The sequence below is a fragment of the Achromobacter sp. LC458 genome (genome assembly GCF_001005835.2).
Classification (GTDB): domain Bacteria; phylum Pseudomonadota; class Gammaproteobacteria; order Burkholderiales; family Burkholderiaceae_B; genus Achromobacter; species Achromobacter spanius_B.
The window spans coordinates 1-15,526 of sequence record NZ_LBHW02000022.1; the positions used below are offsets into that span (position 1 = coordinate 1).

Annotated in this window: 19 protein-coding genes; all 19 read left to right on the forward strand. The window is 61.6% G+C overall.

All coding sequences use genetic code 11. From position 1 onward, the window contains the following. Positions 1-356, forward strand: a 356-nt coding sequence (locus tag YH64_RS18330; protein WP_221935909.1) for a hypothetical protein, incomplete at its 5' end; no start/stop codon positions are given. A 3-nt stretch (positions 357-359) separates the two neighbouring features. Next, on the forward strand, positions 360-2,057 hold the full coding sequence (locus YH64_RS18335; protein WP_046806251.1) for a terminase large subunit: 1,698 nt from the start codon (positions 360-362) through the stop codon (positions 2,055-2,057). A gap of 4 nt (positions 2,058-2,061) precedes the next feature. Beyond that, positions 2,062-2,238, forward strand: coding sequence for a hypothetical protein (locus YH64_RS30210; RefSeq protein WP_185975393.1), 177 nt, complete (start codon positions 2,062-2,064; stop codon positions 2,236-2,238). After that, complete coding sequence (locus tag YH64_RS18340) at positions 2,228-3,571, forward strand: phage portal protein (protein ID WP_082134570.1); 1,344 nt, start codon at positions 2,228-2,230, stop codon at positions 3,569-3,571. Before YH64_RS30210 ends, YH64_RS18340 begins: the two co-directional genes overlap by 11 nt. Beyond that, complete coding sequence (locus YH64_RS18345; RefSeq protein WP_046806250.1) at positions 3,568-4,269, forward strand: HK97 family phage prohead protease; 702 nt, start codon at positions 3,568-3,570, stop codon at positions 4,267-4,269. Before YH64_RS18340 ends, YH64_RS18345 begins: the two co-directional genes overlap by 4 nt. Before the next feature lie 4 nt (positions 4,270-4,273). After that, a complete protein-coding gene (locus tag YH64_RS18350) occupies positions 4,274-5,533 on the forward strand; it encodes a phage major capsid protein (protein WP_082134569.1) in 1,260 nt (419 codons plus the stop codon). Between the two features lie 61 nt (positions 5,534-5,594). After that, positions 5,595-5,975: a hypothetical protein gene (locus YH64_RS30215; protein WP_185975394.1), complete on the forward strand. Its 381-nt coding sequence runs from the start codon at positions 5,595-5,597 to the stop codon at positions 5,973-5,975. Continuing rightward, complete coding sequence (locus tag YH64_RS18360; protein WP_046806249.1) at positions 5,976-6,308, forward strand: head-tail connector protein; 333 nt, start codon at positions 5,976-5,978, stop codon at positions 6,306-6,308. Then, complete coding sequence (locus YH64_RS18365; protein ID WP_046806248.1) at positions 6,305-6,664, forward strand: phage head closure protein; 360 nt, start codon at positions 6,305-6,307, stop codon at positions 6,662-6,664. The genes YH64_RS18360 and YH64_RS18365 overlap by 4 nt, the downstream gene beginning before the upstream one ends. Beyond that, positions 6,657-7,154: an HK97 gp10 family phage protein gene (locus tag YH64_RS18370; protein ID WP_046806247.1), complete on the forward strand. Its 498-nt coding sequence runs from the start codon at positions 6,657-6,659 to the stop codon at positions 7,152-7,154. Before YH64_RS18365 ends, YH64_RS18370 begins: the two co-directional genes overlap by 8 nt. Then, positions 7,144-7,503, forward strand: a complete 360-nt coding sequence (locus YH64_RS18375; RefSeq protein WP_046806246.1) for a DUF3168 domain-containing protein — start codon at positions 7,144-7,146, stop codon at positions 7,501-7,503. Before YH64_RS18370 ends, YH64_RS18375 begins: the two co-directional genes overlap by 11 nt. A 59-nt stretch (positions 7,504-7,562) precedes the next feature. After that, entirely contained in the window at positions 7,563-8,216 is a 654-nt protein-coding gene (locus tag YH64_RS18380; protein ID WP_143215435.1) for a phage tail protein, read from the forward strand. Beyond that, positions 8,216-8,527 carry a phage tail assembly chaperone gene (locus YH64_RS18385; protein WP_046806244.1) on the forward strand — a complete coding sequence of 104 codons (312 nt, stop codon included), beginning with the start codon at positions 8,216-8,218 and terminating at the stop codon, positions 8,525-8,527. Before YH64_RS18380 ends, YH64_RS18385 begins: the two co-directional genes overlap by 1 nt. Before the next feature lie 53 nt (positions 8,528-8,580). Then, positions 8,581-8,835, forward strand: coding sequence for a DUF1799 domain-containing protein (locus tag YH64_RS18390; RefSeq protein WP_046806243.1), 255 nt, complete (start codon positions 8,581-8,583; stop codon positions 8,833-8,835). A 2-nt stretch (positions 8,836-8,837) separates the two neighbouring features. Then, complete coding sequence (locus tag YH64_RS18395) at positions 8,838-11,639, forward strand: phage tail tape measure protein (RefSeq protein WP_052946074.1); 2,802 nt, start codon at positions 8,838-8,840, stop codon at positions 11,637-11,639. Further along, positions 11,639-11,974, forward strand: a complete 336-nt coding sequence (locus YH64_RS18400) for a phage tail protein (protein ID WP_046806242.1) — start codon at positions 11,639-11,641, stop codon at positions 11,972-11,974. Before YH64_RS18395 ends, YH64_RS18400 begins: the two co-directional genes overlap by 1 nt. A gap of 2 nt (positions 11,975-11,976) precedes the next feature. After that, entirely contained in the window at positions 11,977-14,337 is a 2,361-nt protein-coding gene (locus tag YH64_RS18405; RefSeq protein WP_046806241.1) for a pyocin knob domain-containing protein, read from the forward strand. Between the two features lies 1 nt (position 14,338). Then, positions 14,339-14,788, forward strand: coding sequence for a hypothetical protein (locus tag YH64_RS30220; RefSeq protein WP_185975395.1), 450 nt, complete (start codon positions 14,339-14,341; stop codon positions 14,786-14,788). Positions 14,789-14,797: 9 nt separating this feature from the next. Continuing rightward, entirely contained in the window at positions 14,798-15,526 is a 729-nt protein-coding gene (locus YH64_RS18415) for a phage minor tail protein L (protein WP_046806240.1), read from the forward strand.

Below are 15,526 nucleotides of genomic sequence, written 5' to 3' on the forward strand. Positions count from 1 at the left end.
ACGCGCAGAAAATTTCCCCTTTTCAAATTGGAATTCAAATGGCTGGAGTCAAAGGACGCAGCGGCGGCGCTCGTTCGGGCGCCGGCAGACCGCGCAAAAAGGTGGATGACAAGCCGAAGGCCCCGCCGCCGCTGATCGAAGCGGATGACATGCTGGACCTTCTGCAAAAAGTCGCACTGGGGCAGTTGGAGGCAACTGCGCTACAGGTGCGAGCTGCGATTGCCGCTGTGCAATACACACATGCCAAGAAAGGCGAGGGCGGAAAGAAGGACGCAGAGAAAGAAGCGGCAAAGCGGGTTGCTGGCCGCTTCTCCGCGCCGCAGCCGCCCACGAAACTGCGCGTCGTCGGAAGCTAACCCATGGAATGGACAACCGCGTGCCCAGATTGGGCGGACCGCCTGCGCGAACGCCGGTCGATCATTCCGCCGCCGATCTTCGAAGACCAGGCGGAATTCGCGCTGAACATCTTCAAGCAGCTTCGCGTGGTGGACCTGCCGGGCAAACCGACCTTTGGGGAATGCTCCGAAGAATGGGTGTTCGACTTCGTGCGGGCAATCTTCGGGGGCTACGACGCCGAGACCGGAAAGCAGTTGATCCGCGAATACGGTTTGCTCATCAGCAAGAAGAACACGAAGTCCACCATTGCCGCCGGCATCATGCTTACGGCCCTGGTGATGTGCTGGCGCGAGGAAGAGGAACATCTGATCCTGGCGCCCACGAAGGAAGTCGCCGATAACAGTTTCAAGCCGGCAGCAAGCATGATCCGCGCGGACGAAGACCTGTCGGACATGTTCCACATTCAAGACCACATTCGCACGATCACCCATCGCGTGACGCGCAACAGCCTCAAGGTTGTTGCTGCCGACACCGACACGGTATCGGGCAAGAAATCGGGCAGGATCCTGGTGGACGAGTTGTGGTTGTTCGGCAAGCGCGCCAATGCTGCGGCGATGTTCATGGAAGCGCTGGGCGGCCAGGTATCGCGCGATGAGGGATGGGTGATCTACCTGACCACGCAGAGCGACGATCCGCCGGCGGGCGTCTTCAAGGAAAAGCTGGATTACTGGCGCGACGTGCGCGACGGCAACATTGACGACCGCAAGACGTTGGGGGTTCTTTATGAATTTCCCGATGAAATGGTCGAGGCAAAAGCCTATCTGCTGCCAGAGAACTTCTACATCACCAACCCGAATCTTGGCCGTTCGGTCAGTGCTGAATGGCTGGAGGACGAACTCAAGAAGCACCTCGGCAAGCATGACGGGTCAAGCCAGAAGTTCCTGGCCAAACACCTGAACGTTCAGATCGGCCTCAGCTTGCGATCAAACCGCTGGGCCGGCGCCGACTTCTGGGTGGCGCAAGGCGATCCAGGCCTGGCCGATTTGGACGCCTTTCTGGACCGCTGCGAGGTGGTTGTGGTCGGCATCGACGGGGGCGGTCTGGACGACTTGCTGGGCTTTGCCCTGGTGGGCCGCGAGATCCGCACGCGCCGCTGGTTGCATTGGGGGCGCGCGTGGGCGCACAAGATCGTCTTGGAGCGTCGGGCGGAAATTGCGCCCGCCCTGCTGGATTTCGATAAGCAGGGCGACCTGAAAATCGTAGACCGGCCTGGCGATGACGTGGCCGAGGTAGCGGACATTGTTTGCCGCGTGCGCGACCGGGGCCTGTTGCCGGAGAAGCTGTGCATCGGCGTTGACGGCTCCGGCATCGGCGATATCGTTGACGAACTCACCAGTCCGGGGCGCGACTTCACGCTGGAAGAGATCACCGCCATTTCGCAGGGCTGGCGCCTGAACGGCGCGATCAAAACCACCGAACGCAAGGTCGCCGGGCAGGAAATGCTGCACGGGGGGCGCCCGTTGATGGCTTGGTGTGTCGGCAACGCGAAGACCGTACAGCAGGGCAACGCGCTGGCGATCAACAAGCAGGTTTCCGGCAGCGCAAAAATCGACCCGCTCATGGCGCTATTTGACGCCGTTTTTCTCCTGTCGCTCAATCCTGAGCCCCGGGGGCTTCAGAGCCTGGACGGGTTCTTCGCCAACCCCATCGTTATCGGATAAATCTATGAAGGCAGCAATCATTCTGCTGGCGCTCGTGCTGCTGGCAGGCGTTGCCATGCTCGCCGGCGGCGTCTACCTGCTGGCAGGGCCCGGGTGGTGTTTGGTCAGCGGGGCCGTCGTGTCTTTCGTTGTGGCGGGCTACCTGCTTCGCGGCATCCGGGGGGTGACGCATGGCCAATAGCTCTTTTTCGAAGGTTCTTGCCCGCAGCGTCGCGCCCTCCGTCCGGTCGGCTCAGGTCGATGGTGTGAAGTCGAGTCTCAGCGACTGGATCGGGCGCAAGCTGGGACTGACGGATACCGCGTTCTGGGCCGCATGGGGCGGTGGCGGCTCGGCCAGCGGCAAGGCGGTCACGGCTCAATCCGCCCTGACCCTCTCGGCGGTCTGGAGCTGCGTCAGGATCCTTGCCGAGACGATAGCGACCCTGCCCTTTGACCTCTACCGCAGGGAAGGGCGCGAGGCCGTCGAGGCGACGGACCTTGATCTGTATACGCTGTTGCGCCATCAGCCCAATGCGGACATGACCTCCGTGCAGTTCTGGGAGGTTCTTGTCGCTTGTCTGCTGCTTTGGGGAAACTCTTTCGCCGAAAAGCGAATGAGCAAGGACCGGATTATTGCGATTGACGTGCTGTACCCCTGGCGGATGCAGGTACGACGCCTCGCTGACGGCTCTATCGAGTATCGCTACAACGACATGGACGGTACGCATCGGGTGATCCCGGAGGACCGTATGTGGCATATCGCTGCCTTCAGCCTGGACGGCCTGATCGGCATGTCTACTATCCGATACGGCGCCAACGTCATCGGCGCATCTCTGGCGGCCGACGAAGCGAGCGCGAAGATCTTCGCCAACGGTCTGAATGTGGGCGGCGTCCTGTCCACGGACAAGATCCTGAACCCCGCCCAGCGCACGGAACTGGGCGACAGCCTATCGGCCAAGTTCGCCGGCGCGATGAACACCGGCAAAACGATGGTCCTTGAGGCCGGCATGAAGTACCAGCAGGTGCCCATGAACCCCGAGGACGCGCAACTGCTGGCCACCCGGGCGTTTAACGTCGAGGAAATTTGCCGATGGTTCCGGGTGCCGCCGTGGATGGTCGGGCATACCGAGAAATCCAGCAGCTGGGGGACGGGTATCGAACAGCAGATGATCGCCTTCCTATCGTTCTCGCTTCGGCCTTGGTTGACCCGTATCGAGCAGTCCATACGCAAATCCTTGCTGAAGCCTGCCGAACGGCCGCTGTACTTCGCCAAGTTCAACGTCGAGGGTCTGCTGCGGGCCGACAGTGCGGCCCGCGCGGCGTTCTATTCGGTGATGACGCAGAACGGCATTTACACGCGCGATGACTGCCGCCTTAAGGAGAACCTGCCGGCCCGTGGCGGCAATGCGGATGTGCTGACTGTGCAATCCAACTTGCTACCGATCGACCTGCTGGGCGAGACGGCGGGCGCGGAACACGCCAAATCGGCTCTCTCGGCCTGGCTGGGCCTACCGACATTTGAGGACAAGACATGAAGCGCAAAGATGCAGCGATGCATATCCGCTCGTTCGATTACGACGTGAAGGCCGTCCAGGATGACGGCCTTTTTTCTGGCTACGGCTCTGTCTTCGGCGTCGTCGATTCTTACAACGAAGTGGTCGCCCCGGGGGCGTTCATGGACAGCATCGAACAGACCCGAGCGAAAGGCCGCACCTTTCCGGTCCTGTGGCAACACCGCAGCGGCGAGCCGATTGGGAACTGGGACATCGATCAGCTCAAGGAAGACGCGCACGGGCTGCACGGCACCGGCCAACTCTGGCTGGATGACGCAACGTACGCCAAGACGGCCTATCGCGGCATGAAGACGCGCGCGATCACGGGCCTGTCCATCGGCTACTACGTGCGCGAGGACAGCTACGACGAAAAGACGCGCATCCGCACGCTCAAGCGCCTGGATCTGGTGGAAATCTCCATCGTGACCGCGCCGGCGAACGAGGAGGCTCGAGTTGACGCAATTAAGGCCCGGATTGCCCACGGCGGCATGCCGGATCTACCCGATTTTGAGCGGTTCCTGCGCGAGGCAGGCTTCTCGAAATCTCAGGCCGCGGTGATCGCCAACCGTGGCCTGAAACACCTGCTTGACCGGAGTGAGTCCGGGGGCGAGGCGAAAGAAGAAACCGCTGGACTGATCAAGCAGATCGGCCGGCTCCAACTCCCGACTTTTAAAAGGTAACCATATGGGCCGCTACACCAATCTGGCACACAAGCACGAATTCGGCCGCAAGTCCGCCGACAACGCAGGGCGTCTGGATGACACCCTCGAACTGAAGGGCCTGGTCAAGGCTCTGAACGAGCGCGACGACGAAATCAAGGCATTCGCCGAAAAGGCATCCGCCGAAATCAAGGAACACGGCAAGGTTCTGGACGACACCAAGAACATCCTCGAAACCCTGTCGAAGAGCGGTATCGCGCTGACCGAACGGCTGGTCGAAGTGGAACAGAAGCTGGCCCGCCGTGGCACCGCCAATGACGACCAGGCCGAAAAGTCCATCGGCGAGCAGTTCACCGAATCAGACGACTTTACCGGCTTGGCGGCAAAGGGTCGCGGCATCGCTCGCATGAACGTGAAGGCGGTCACCAGCATCACCAGTTCGACCACCGGCACCGGCGGCGTCGGCGTCGCCATTCAGCCGACCCGTGTGCCCGGCATCATTTCCGGCCCGGATCGCCCGTTTACCATCCGCGACCTGATCATGCCCGGCCGAACCGGGTCCAATTCGGTCGAATTCGTGCAGGAATCCGGTTTTCAGAACATGGCGGCACCTGTCGCCGAGACGGCACTCAAGCCGCAATCGGATCTGTCGTTCGAACTGAAGACCACCACGGTCAAGACAATCGCCCACTGGTTCCTGGCTTCCAAGCAGGTGCTGGCCGACGTTCCGCTGCTGCAAAGCTACATCAACGGTCGCGCGATCTTCGGCTTGAAGTACGTTGAAGAAAACCAGATCTTGGCCGGTGACGGCACCGGGCAGAACTTGCTGGGCCTGATTCCGCAGGCCACGCCGTTCAACGAAGCCCTGCGCCAAGCAGGCGATACGAAGATCGACCTGCTGCGTCGCGCGATTCTTCAAGTGCGCGTTGCCGAATACCGCGCCAGCGGCATCGTGCTGAACCCGGTGGACTGGGCGGACATCGAACTCCAGAAGGACGAGCAAGGTCGCTACATCTGGGTGAACGTCGTGGAAGGTGGCGTGCCGCGCCTGTGGAAGCTGCCCGTGGTGGACACCACGGCGGTGCCGGAAGGCGAATTCCTGGTCGGTGCTTTCAACATTGCCGCCCAGGTCTTTGACCGCGAAGACGCCGCCGTGGAAGTGTCGACGGAAGACAGCGACAACTTCCGCAAGAACATGGTGACCATCCGCGCCGAGGAACGCTTGGCCATGGCGGTCTACCGTCCCGAATCGTTCGTGCACGGCGAGTTCACTGCCACGCCGTAAGGCATCGGCATTCTGATGTGCGGGCTGGCCAGGTTGCTGGCCCGCCGCCAAGGAGAAAATCATGTCTTATGTCTCCCTGAAGGGGTTCCTTAATGGAGCCAGCTATCAGAAGCGTGGTCGGCCCATCGACGTGTCGGGCGAGCGGGCGCGGGAACTGCTCCGCTTGGGCTTGATCGGTGCGAGCGCCGGCAAGGCCGCCCCGACCCCGGAAAACAAGATGAACCCGGCGCCCGAGAACAAAGAGGGCGGCCCCGGTGCACCGGCGCAGTCGGTGGACTACGCGGGCCTGCTCGGCAAGAACGCACCAGAAGTGGTGGATGCGGTTTCCGCAATTGCCGACCCTGAAGCGCTACGCGGCCTGCTGGCGGCCGAAGAGGCTGGCAAGGCGCGCAAGTCTGTGATTGAAGCCATCCAAGCCGGGGTTGCGGCGCGGAGCGCGTAAATGGAACTGGTCACGATCGATTTGCTCCGCACGCACTGCCGCGCTGACTCCACGGACGACTCGCTGCTTGAGGTTTATGGATCCACCGCTGAGGAAAGCGCGCAGGCGTATTTGAATCGGCGCGTGTATCCGACGCCGGAGCAGCTGGCTGCGGGCGTCCTTGACGGCACGGCCGGCAACGATCCCATGCTGGTGACTTCCGCCATCCGCGCGGCGGTGCTTCTGATCGCCGCCAGTCTGTATCGGAACCGTGAAGAAGGGCCGGAAACGCGCACGTTGCCTATCGGCGCGCAGGCTTTGCTGCAACCGCTTCGTGTGGGGCTTGGCGTATGAGCATCGCTGCCGCAAGCCTGCGCCGTTTGGTGCGGATTGAACGCCGTGAGCCCGGAACCGATGAGGTGGGCCAGCCCAATGATGAGTGGGTCGAGGTAGCCACCGTTTGGGCGGATCCGCGCGGACAGACTGGAATGGGCGCCATCACACGCAACCAGGAAAACGTGGGCGCGTCGATCAACGCTTACAGCTTTCGGATCCGGTTCCGGCGCGGGATCGATCAGGGTATGCGACTGCTCGAACTGGAAAACGGCGCGCCCGTGGGCGACCCGTTTGACATCAAAAACGTTCGCATGGATCTGGCGGGCCGCGAATGGACCGATTTGATTTGCGAGCAGGGGGGCGGCGATGGCTAAGGGGCTACAGGCGACGTTCGACACGTCCGGCTGGTCGGCGGGTCTGGATCGCCTGCTTGGTCCCGCAAGGGTCAGCCTCGCGCGCTCCATGGCCGTTGCTGGCGGCGAGGTGCTACGGGACGAGGCCAAGGCCCGCGTGAGCACGCACAAGGGCGTCCTGGCCAATGCGATCTATTTGGCGTTTCGGGAGGCGTATTCCACCGAAAAGGAAGTCCAGTACGCCGTCACCTGGAACAAAAGCAAGGCGCCCCACGGTCACCTCGTGGAATTTGGGCATTGGCAAATCTACGCGGTGATTCGGAAACCGGACGGCAGCTATATCACCGACAAGCGCCGCAAGCTGGCGACGCCCAAATGGGTGCCTGCCCATCCATTCTTGCGACCCGCGTATGAGGCGGCGACGACTCGAGCGCAAGCCGCGATGGTTAAACGCGGGCGCGAGCGGTTGCCGCAGTTGCTGGCTGCCCAAGGGGGGAACGATGAGCCTTGAAGCAAAGCTGAAGACGCTCTTGGGGCCTCTAGTGGACGGGAGGGCATACGCGGACGTCACGCCGGACAAGCCGGTGTTTCCGCTGATTGTCTACCAAGGCGCCGGCGGCATCGAGCAGTGGTATGTCGAAGGCAAGCGACGCGAAAAGCGCCACCAGCGCATGCAGCTTTACGTCTGGTCCACAAGTCGCGCCGAGGCGAGCGCCATTGCCGACGCAATCGGCACAGCGCTTTGTGAAAGTGACTTTCCCGCCGTGGAGCCCTACGGCGCACCGGTCAGCCTCTACGAAGAGGCGATCAAGAAGTACGGCACCCGCCAGGACTTCGGTATCTGGTTCCTTCCCTCCTGATTCTGACCCTCCACATTCGACCCGGCCCCGCGCCGGGTTTTTTCATTTGAGGAACACAAATGTCTTCCATCTTCATCAACGGCACCCGCTATGCCATTTCGACCGCGCTGGCTGCGGCGGTGCCCATCACTGCCATCACCAACGCGAAGCCTGCCGTCGCCTCGGCGGCAACGCCGCCGGCGGACGAATCCATCCTGGTTCTGAAATCGGCCTGGACCAACTTGAACGAGACGGTCGCGCGCAGCGCCAATGCTGACGCCGACAGCTTCGAGCTCGAGGGCGTGGACACCACCAGCACAGTGCTTTACCCGGCAGCGGGGGGCGCCGGCAGCTTTCAGGCCGTCACGTCCTGGGTCGAGTTGGACCAAGTACGCGACGTGGTGATGGCCGGCGGTGATCAACAGTTCTTCAACTATCAGTACGTCGAAGATCCCACCAGCCGCCAGCGCCAGAAGCCCACGTTCAAGAACGCGATGACCATGACCGTATCGCTGGACTACGACCCGGATAAGCCGTGGTATGCGGCGCTGATCGAGGCCGACCGTCTGCGCGAACCGGTCGTCGTTCGCGGCGTACTGCCCAACGGCTCCACGCTGTTCTATTACGCCTACCCCTCCTTCAACAAGGTGCCCGTGGGCCAGGTGAACGAGAACTTGCAGAACACTGCGGTCTTCTCGCTGATCGCTGACCCCATCCGCTACGAGGCCGCGTAATGACGTTCAAGATCAAATCGAACCCGACCATTGACGCCAGCATCACCATCGTCGGCCAAGGGCGCGAGCAGCAACTGAACGTCACGTATCGGCACAAGACCGGCAAAGAGTACGACGCCCTGATGCAGCAGTTGGCGAACGACGAAATCACCACTGCGGACTTGTTGCTGTTGCTGATCGATAAGTGGGATGCGGACATGCCCGTGTGCAAGGAATCGATCGATTTGCTCTGCGAGCACCAGCCGGGCGCCGACTTGGCTATCGCCAGCGCTTTCAACGACGCCATCCGGGTCGAACGCCGAAAAAACTGACGGAGGCTGTGGCGGCTTTTCTATTCGAGCCGCCATCAGCCGCAACGTTAGCGATGGCCGGGTTAAGGGTTAGCGACTTTCCCCGGCCGTGCGTAGAACTCTGGCCGGACCACGTGTCGGCGTTCAACCTCTTCACCCGCAACTACACCCAATGGCGCGTAGGGGCAGGAGGTCCGATAGGGCTGGATTACGGGGTCCTGTATCACGATCTGGACCGTCAAGAGCTTGCTAATGCGGAGCAGCAGGAAATCATGGACGTTCTTCGGATCATCGAGCGGGCGGCCCTGGAAATCTTCCATAAGAGTTGAACATGGCACAGGAAAGCATTGGCACTGCGCGGCTAGACATTGTTGTCGATACCTCGCAGTTTGACGCCGCGATTGCTTCGGCCAAGCGCGGCACCAGCGATATGTCGCAGGCCGCGCAAGCGGACTACACGAAGCTGGCTGCTGTGGAGCGCCGCCGTGTTGACGCCTTGGTGAACCAGGCCAACACCATAGGGATGACCCGAAAGGAGCAGATCCTATACAACGCGGCCCTGCGTGGCGTGCCGACTTCGATCTTGGATGAGCTGAAGACCAAGCTCGCGGCGACAGGGACGGCGGCGGCTGCTGCCGGCAAGCAGCTGAATCAGTACGGGGTCAGTGCCGCCCAGCAGTCTGCCGCGCTTCGCGGTGTTCCTGCGCAAATCACCGACATAGTGGTCTCGCTCCAGGGCGGGCAGCAACCCCTTACGGTCCTGCTCCAACAGGGCGGTCAACTGAAGGATATGTTCGGGGGCATCGTGCCGGCGGCGCGTGCGCTGGGCAGCACGGTGTTGGGGTTGGTGACGCCGTGGAGACTTGCCGCCGCAGCCGTGGCGCTCTTCGCCGTTGCCGTGGGTGCTGGTAAGGGCGAACAGTCCGAATTCACCAAGACGCTGATTCTCTCAGGGAATGCGGCCGGCCAGACTGCCGCCGGCATGTCGAACCTTGCCACGCGTATTGCCGATGTGGCGGGCGCTCGTGGCAAGGCGGTGGAAGCGCTCAACCTAATCGCGGGGTCGGGCAAGATCGCCGGGCAGAACTTTGCGGCCGTCGGCGAGGCGGCGGTGGCTATGAACCGCGCCACCGGAAAGGCCCTCGCAGACACCGTGCAGGAGTTCGAAACGCTGCGCGGCAAGCCAGCTGAGGCCATCGCAGCCCTAAACGAACAGCAGCACTTCCTGACGCTTGAGATCTACCAACAGATCGCCAGCCTTGAGCGGCAAGGGCGAACGCAGGAAGCTGCCGCGCTTGCACAGCGCACCTATGCGGACGCGGTGAAGCAGCAGGCCGAGGAGGTGCGGCAGAACCTGGGCACGCTGGAAACCGCCTGGGATGCGGTCAAGCAGGGGGCCAGCGGCGCCTGGGAGGCGATGAAGAGCCTCGGGCGTGCCCCGAGCTTTGATGACTTGACGAGCAAGCTGCGCGCCGTTAACGAGGAACTGGCGCAGATGCGCGCCAATGCCGCGCCTCAGACGGACGAATCGCAGGCATTTTTTGGGGATGGTGGGCGTGGTGCGCGCCGGCGCGCCAGGCCGCTAGAGCAGGAGAGCCGCCGCCTGATCGCTGAGGCCGCAGCGTTGCAGGATCAGGCCGACCAAGCTGCAATTGTGGGATCGCAGAAGCGCCAGGAAGCCGAAAAGATCGCCGCCGCGACCCGACTGGCGGCGCTTGCCAAAGAAACGGAGACCAATCGCCAGAAGCGCGAGCGGGAGATTGCGCAGGTCAAGGACGACGCCAAGCTCACTGGCGCGACCCTGGAGACGCAGAAGAAGCTGATCGACCAGATCAATGACAAGTACAAGGATCCGGCGGTCAAGGCGTATACGGAGAACGCCGCAGCCAAGCTATTGCAGCAGTACCGGGAGGCAGAAGCGTCCTTGCATGCTCAGATTGGCAGCGAGGGCAAGCTTGCTACCTGGGGGCAGAAGCGCGCCGAGTTCGAGCAGCAGATTGCCGACCTGAAGGATAAGAAGAGCCTAACGGCCGATCAAAAGAGCCTGCTCGCCCAGCAGGATCTGCTACGGCGCCAGTTGGATCTGAACGTTGCGGCAGAAAAGGAACTCCGCACCAAGCAGGAAACCGCCAAGGTAGACGCACTGCGCGCCAGCTTGGCCTCCACTCGGGAACTGGAGCAACAGCAGTATGCCGACCAGGTGGCCGGGGTAGGGCTGGGCGACCGTGCGCAGGAGGAGCTTCGCGCTCGTCAAGGGATTCTGCGGGACCACCAGCGCCAGCAGGCGCAGTTTGACCGCTCGATGGCATCGGGGCAGATCTCGCAGGAGACGTACCGCAGCGAGACGGCGCTCCTGCAAGAACACCTGGGTCTGCGGCTGTCCATGCAGCAGCAGTACTTCGATCAGGTGCGCACGGCGCAAGGGGACTGGAAGAACGGCGCGACTTCAGCGCTGGCCAACTATCTGGACTCCGCTTCGAACGTAGCGGGCCAGACCAAGGCGTTGTTCTCCAACGCCTTCCAGGGCATGGAGGATGCCATTGTCCGGTTCGCCACCACGGGGAAGCTGTCGTTCAAGGACTTCGCGACTTCGGTGCTTTCGGACTTGGCGCGCATTGCCGCCCGGCAAGCGATTGTGGGCATGGTCGGCAGCATCGTCGGCGCTGTGGCTGGCGCGGCAGCAAGCGGCATATCTGCGGGCGCCAGCTATCAGGGCATGGGCGGGGCCGCGACGGGCAGTGTGGAAGGTATGAGCGGGTCCTGGGGCGCCGTGGCCGGTGCGCGGGCTTCGGGCGGACCGACAGCGGCTAACTCGCTTTACCGCGTCAACGAGTTAGGGCCTGAGCTCTATTCAGAAGACGGGCAAACGTACCTCATGAGCGGGGCCAATGGTGGCTACGTCACGCCGCTGAAAAGCAGCGTGCCTGGTGCCGGGTCGGCCGCTGCGGCAGCGCCGTCCATATCGATTCAGGTCAACGTCACAGCGGACGGCAAGGACGAACGCAAAGGCGCCGGTGAAAGCGAAATGGGCGACCGCCTGGCAGATGGGATCGTCGCCCTAGTGCGCAGCGAGATTACCCGGTCGCACAAGCCTGGGGGCGCGGCCTGGAATGCACGCAATGGGAGGGCCTAATGGCTGAAAGATTTACATGGCGGTCCACGGGCCAGCCTACTGGCGTGACGACCTTCCGGCGCCTTACTGCGCAATTCGGCGACGGCTACCGACAAGTGGCCGGCGACGGGATCAACAACAAGGTGCAGTCCTGGCCCCTGACGTTTTCGGGTGGCAGGGAAGAAATGGAAGCGCTTGTCAGATTCCTGGATCGGCACGCAGGCACTGCATCTTTTCTGTGGACACCGCCGATGGGCGCGGAGGGGTACTACGAGGCCCCCACGTACAACATCAACCCGGTAGGTGGCGACGTTTATTCGGTTTCCGCCACCTTCCAACAAGTATTTAGGCCGTAGACATGGTTGATATCCAAGCTATTAACGTAGGCCTTGCGCCCAACGATAAGAAGGGCGATCCGCTACGCGACGCGCTCGTAAAGGCCAATCTGAATTTCTCGGCGCTCAACATCGCGATTCAGGGCGTGCTTGATGGAAAGGGCCAAGCAAATGGCTTCGCCTCTTTGGGCGCGGATGGTCGCTTGTTGGCAGCACAGGCGCCCGTGGTCTATTCGGCTGCATTGCCCACGACCGCGCACGACCTGAATACGTATGTCACTCCCGGCACGTTCTACCAGACGACGATTGCAGGGGCCACGGCGGGCACCAATTATCCTGTGGCAAACGTGGGCTTTCTGGAAGTCGTAGCGGCGGGTACGCCCGTCCTACAGATCTACACCACGCGCACCAACGTGCTGGCGTCCATGCAGCGGTTTTGGCGCGTGCGTCAGACGGCAACGCTGTGGTCGGTGTGGAAAGAGGTAGTCGATGCGACGGCGCTGGCAGCGGTGAAGGCCACGGCTGATGCGGCCATCCCGGTGGCGCAAAAGGCCTCTGCGAATGGAGTGGGGTCACTGGACGCAGGTGGGCGCCAGCCGATCTCGCAGTTGCCCGCGCCGGTTCTTCTGCCGGCTACCGCCCATGACCTTGACACGTATGACCAGGATGGGACGTTCGGACAGAACGCTACGGCTGGTGCGGTGGCAGGTAGCAACTACCCGGCTGAGAAGGTGGCCGGTGTCCTCACTGTTCAGCGTGGGGGGGCGGGAAATATTCAAGCGCATCAGTGGTATCGGACCTACTTCACCGACAATTCCACGATCTACTACCGCAATAAGACCACTGCGGGCTGGGGTAATTGGGTCCGTCTCGCCAAATTCAGCGAGGCGATGACCCACACATTCCTTACCACTGCGACGGACGCAAACACGCTTGCAGCGGATAACACGTTCTACACCTTCACGTCCGCTACGCCATTTACCGGCGGCACGAATTGGCCGCCGACTTCCAACATCATCGGAGGTCTGGTCGAAGTGGCTTATCTCGATGGGGGTCGCGTCATCCAGACATGCACGCTGCCGGTGGGTAATGGAAAGCCCCGCATCTTTCAACGCTATGGCGATCCGAGGGCTGGTGGGGCTTGGCAGACGTGGCGGATGATCGGCGCGGTTTCATCCACCGGTTGGCTTCCAACGGCCGATGCCGGTGATGTCTACGTAGATGGGGTTGGATGGCATAGCTGGAATGGCACCGCCTACGCGCAGATGTCGCTTGCGACTACCTTACCTACGACGGCTCATGACCTGAACAGCTATCAAGTCCCGGGACAGTACCGACAGGCCTCGGTCGCCGGCGCGACGGCTGGAAGCAATTATCCAGTTTCCATTGGTGGTTTGCTGGAGGTTATTGGTACGGGAACGGCCGGGCAAACGAAGCAGGTCTATACGGTTGCCTCCACAACAAACGTCTCAGTAGCGGCGGGGCCGCGCCAGTTCTGGCGAATGGCCATTAACACCACTTGGTCCCCGTGGCAGGAGGTCTTGACGTCTGCGCTTGGCATGACGCACCAATTTCTGACGACGGCGACCGACGCCAATACGCTGACGGCCGATAACACGTTCTACAGCTGGACGGCATCGGCGGTCGCAGGCGGCGCTAACTTTCCGGGGTACTCGGCCGCAGGCTACATGCAAGTTTTCTGGAATGCGGCGACGGTTGTTTCGCAAGAACTGACGTTGCTGGTGACTGGAGGCAAGCCGCTGAAGTTTGCTCGGTTCGGCAACACCTCTACGGGGGTATGGCAACCTTGGAAGGTCACGTCGGCGTTCAATACCACTGGGTGGATGCCGTCCAGCAATATGGGCGATATTTACGTGGACGGTGATGGCTTTTATCGGTGGAATGGTACGGCCTATGTCCGGTCCAACGTGTCAAGTACCTCAATTGGTGGAAAGGTCGATGTGATTGCGGGCAAGGGCGGACAAGGCTACGTGCTGAATTCATCCGGGAACACATTGACGATGGGGTGGTCCGGTACCAATCTGAATCTGATGGTGGACTCGACCAGCCAAGGCATTGTATGGACGTCCGGTAATAACACGGCCGGTGGTGGGTGGCGGAGAAGCGCAGACGGTGTCATCCATCAGTGGGGGTACGTCACGGCAACGGGGGATTCTGAAGTGGCATTTCCCATCGCATTCCCGACTGCATGTGAAGTGATTTTCGCGGCCATGGAAGGGAACCCGGGTGCAACCCAGGCCCTCACTGCAATGGTAGACGGCCGAGGCCTTACCACATTCGCATTCCGCAAACGATACATAAACAATGGCGGCGCAGTCGGACCCGCGACCCAACTCGGAACATACTTTGCGATTGGACGATGAAATGGACTACTTCTACTCCCCCCGTACTGGCGGATTCTATGTGCGCGAAGTCCACGGGAACGATATGCCTGATGACGTTCTGCCGGTTAGTGAAGAGCTACATGCCCAACTGATCGCTCCTCCACAAGGGTATCAATTGGGATTAGATAGCGAAGGCAGACCGGCTCTGGTGGAACGCCCAGAACCTCCCGCGCTGGTTCCGGCCGTTGTGTCGCGTTTCCAGGGCCGTGAAGCGATGCACCAGACGGCATACGGCGAGGGTACGTTGTTTGATGCTGCGCAGGCCGTCATTGACCATGCTGATACGCCGGCCATGTATCGCCGGGCGTGGGCCGACTTGCAGGAATTCCGCCGCGATAGCGAAATGCTCGGAGCAATCGCAGGGGCGCTTGGCCTTACGGCGGTGCAGATCGACGCGGTGTTCATCCTGGCCGCGAGCATCCAGGCCTAAGGGGACGTCATGGGAATTTATGCAGACGTCCAAAAGCTGGAGGTGGGGGGGCTGGTCGACCTATTCGAGCTGGACGCCACCGGTGTCGGCGGTACGCTTCAACGCTTCCACGGCTACACACAGGTAGGGCCGATCTGGTGGCAGGGCTATCAATACGAACCTTGGGCTATCAACGCTGATGGGTTCGAGCAGGTAGGAGAAGGGCAGCAGCCCACGCCCACTCTATCTGTTGGCAACATCGGGCTGGATGGCGATGGCAACCCTATCGCGGGTGTTATCTCGTCGCTGTGCATCGCTTTGGATGACCTGGTGGGCGCGCGGATCGTCGTGCGTCGAACGCTGGGCAAGTATCTGGATGCGCGCAACTTTGCGGGTGGCAATCCAACGGCTGCGCCGGACGAAGAGCTGCCGCCAGAAATTTGGATCATTCAGCAGAAGACGGCCGAGACCGCCGAGGTGGTGGAATTTGAGCTGTCGAGCGCGCTGGACTTCAATGGCCAGATGCTGCCATCCCGGCAGATCATCGCTGGCATGTGCAGCTGGCTGACGAAAGGCGGCTATCGCGGCACCTACTGCGGCTACACCGGGTCGCGGATGTTCGACGTCAACGGAAACCCTGTTTCCGATCCGGCTCTGGATCGATGTTCGGGGCTGCTGTCCGACTGCAAAAGGCGGTTCGGCGAATACGAAGTGATCAACTTCGGCGGGTTCCCTTCAGCGGACCGCATTCGGGGATAA

What these genes read in the sequence shown, in the direction of transcription:
- YH64_RS18335 (WP_046806251.1), top strand. Translation starts at nt 360, where the DNA reads ATGGAATGGACAACCGCGTGCCCAGATTGGGCGGACCGCCTGCGCGAA.
- YH64_RS30210 (WP_185975393.1), top strand. Translation starts at nt 2,062, where the DNA reads ATGAAGGCAGCAATCATTCTGCTGGCGCTCGTGCTGCTGGCAGGCGTT.
- YH64_RS18340 (WP_082134570.1), top strand. Translation starts at nt 2,228, where the DNA reads ATGGCCAATAGCTCTTTTTCGAAGGTTCTTGCCCGCAGCGTCGCGCCC.
- YH64_RS18345 (WP_046806250.1), top strand. Translation starts at nt 3,568, where the DNA reads ATGAAGCGCAAAGATGCAGCGATGCATATCCGCTCGTTCGATTACGAC.
- YH64_RS18350 (WP_082134569.1), top strand. Translation starts at nt 4,274, where the DNA reads ATGGGCCGCTACACCAATCTGGCACACAAGCACGAATTCGGCCGCAAG.
- YH64_RS30215 (WP_185975394.1), top strand. Translation starts at nt 5,595, where the DNA reads ATGTCTTATGTCTCCCTGAAGGGGTTCCTTAATGGAGCCAGCTATCAG.
- YH64_RS18360 (WP_046806249.1), top strand. Translation starts at nt 5,976, where the DNA reads ATGGAACTGGTCACGATCGATTTGCTCCGCACGCACTGCCGCGCTGAC.
- YH64_RS18365 (WP_046806248.1), top strand. Translation starts at nt 6,305, where the DNA reads ATGAGCATCGCTGCCGCAAGCCTGCGCCGTTTGGTGCGGATTGAACGC.
- YH64_RS18370 (WP_046806247.1), top strand. Translation starts at nt 6,657, where the DNA reads ATGGCTAAGGGGCTACAGGCGACGTTCGACACGTCCGGCTGGTCGGCG.
- YH64_RS18375 (WP_046806246.1), top strand. Translation starts at nt 7,144, where the DNA reads ATGAGCCTTGAAGCAAAGCTGAAGACGCTCTTGGGGCCTCTAGTGGAC.
- YH64_RS18380 (WP_143215435.1), top strand. Translation starts at nt 7,563, where the DNA reads ATGTCTTCCATCTTCATCAACGGCACCCGCTATGCCATTTCGACCGCG.
- YH64_RS18385 (WP_046806244.1), top strand. Translation starts at nt 8,216, where the DNA reads ATGACGTTCAAGATCAAATCGAACCCGACCATTGACGCCAGCATCACC.
- YH64_RS18390 (WP_046806243.1), top strand. Translation starts at nt 8,581, where the DNA reads ATGGCCGGGTTAAGGGTTAGCGACTTTCCCCGGCCGTGCGTAGAACTC.
- YH64_RS18395 (WP_052946074.1), top strand. Translation starts at nt 8,838, where the DNA reads ATGGCACAGGAAAGCATTGGCACTGCGCGGCTAGACATTGTTGTCGAT.
- YH64_RS18400 (WP_046806242.1), top strand. Translation starts at nt 11,639, where the DNA reads ATGGCTGAAAGATTTACATGGCGGTCCACGGGCCAGCCTACTGGCGTG.
- YH64_RS18405 (WP_046806241.1), top strand. Translation starts at nt 11,977, where the DNA reads ATGGTTGATATCCAAGCTATTAACGTAGGCCTTGCGCCCAACGATAAG.
- YH64_RS30220 (WP_185975395.1), top strand. Translation starts at nt 14,339, where the DNA reads ATGGACTACTTCTACTCCCCCCGTACTGGCGGATTCTATGTGCGCGAA.
- YH64_RS18415 (WP_046806240.1), top strand. Translation starts at nt 14,798, where the DNA reads ATGGGAATTTATGCAGACGTCCAAAAGCTGGAGGTGGGGGGGCTGGTC.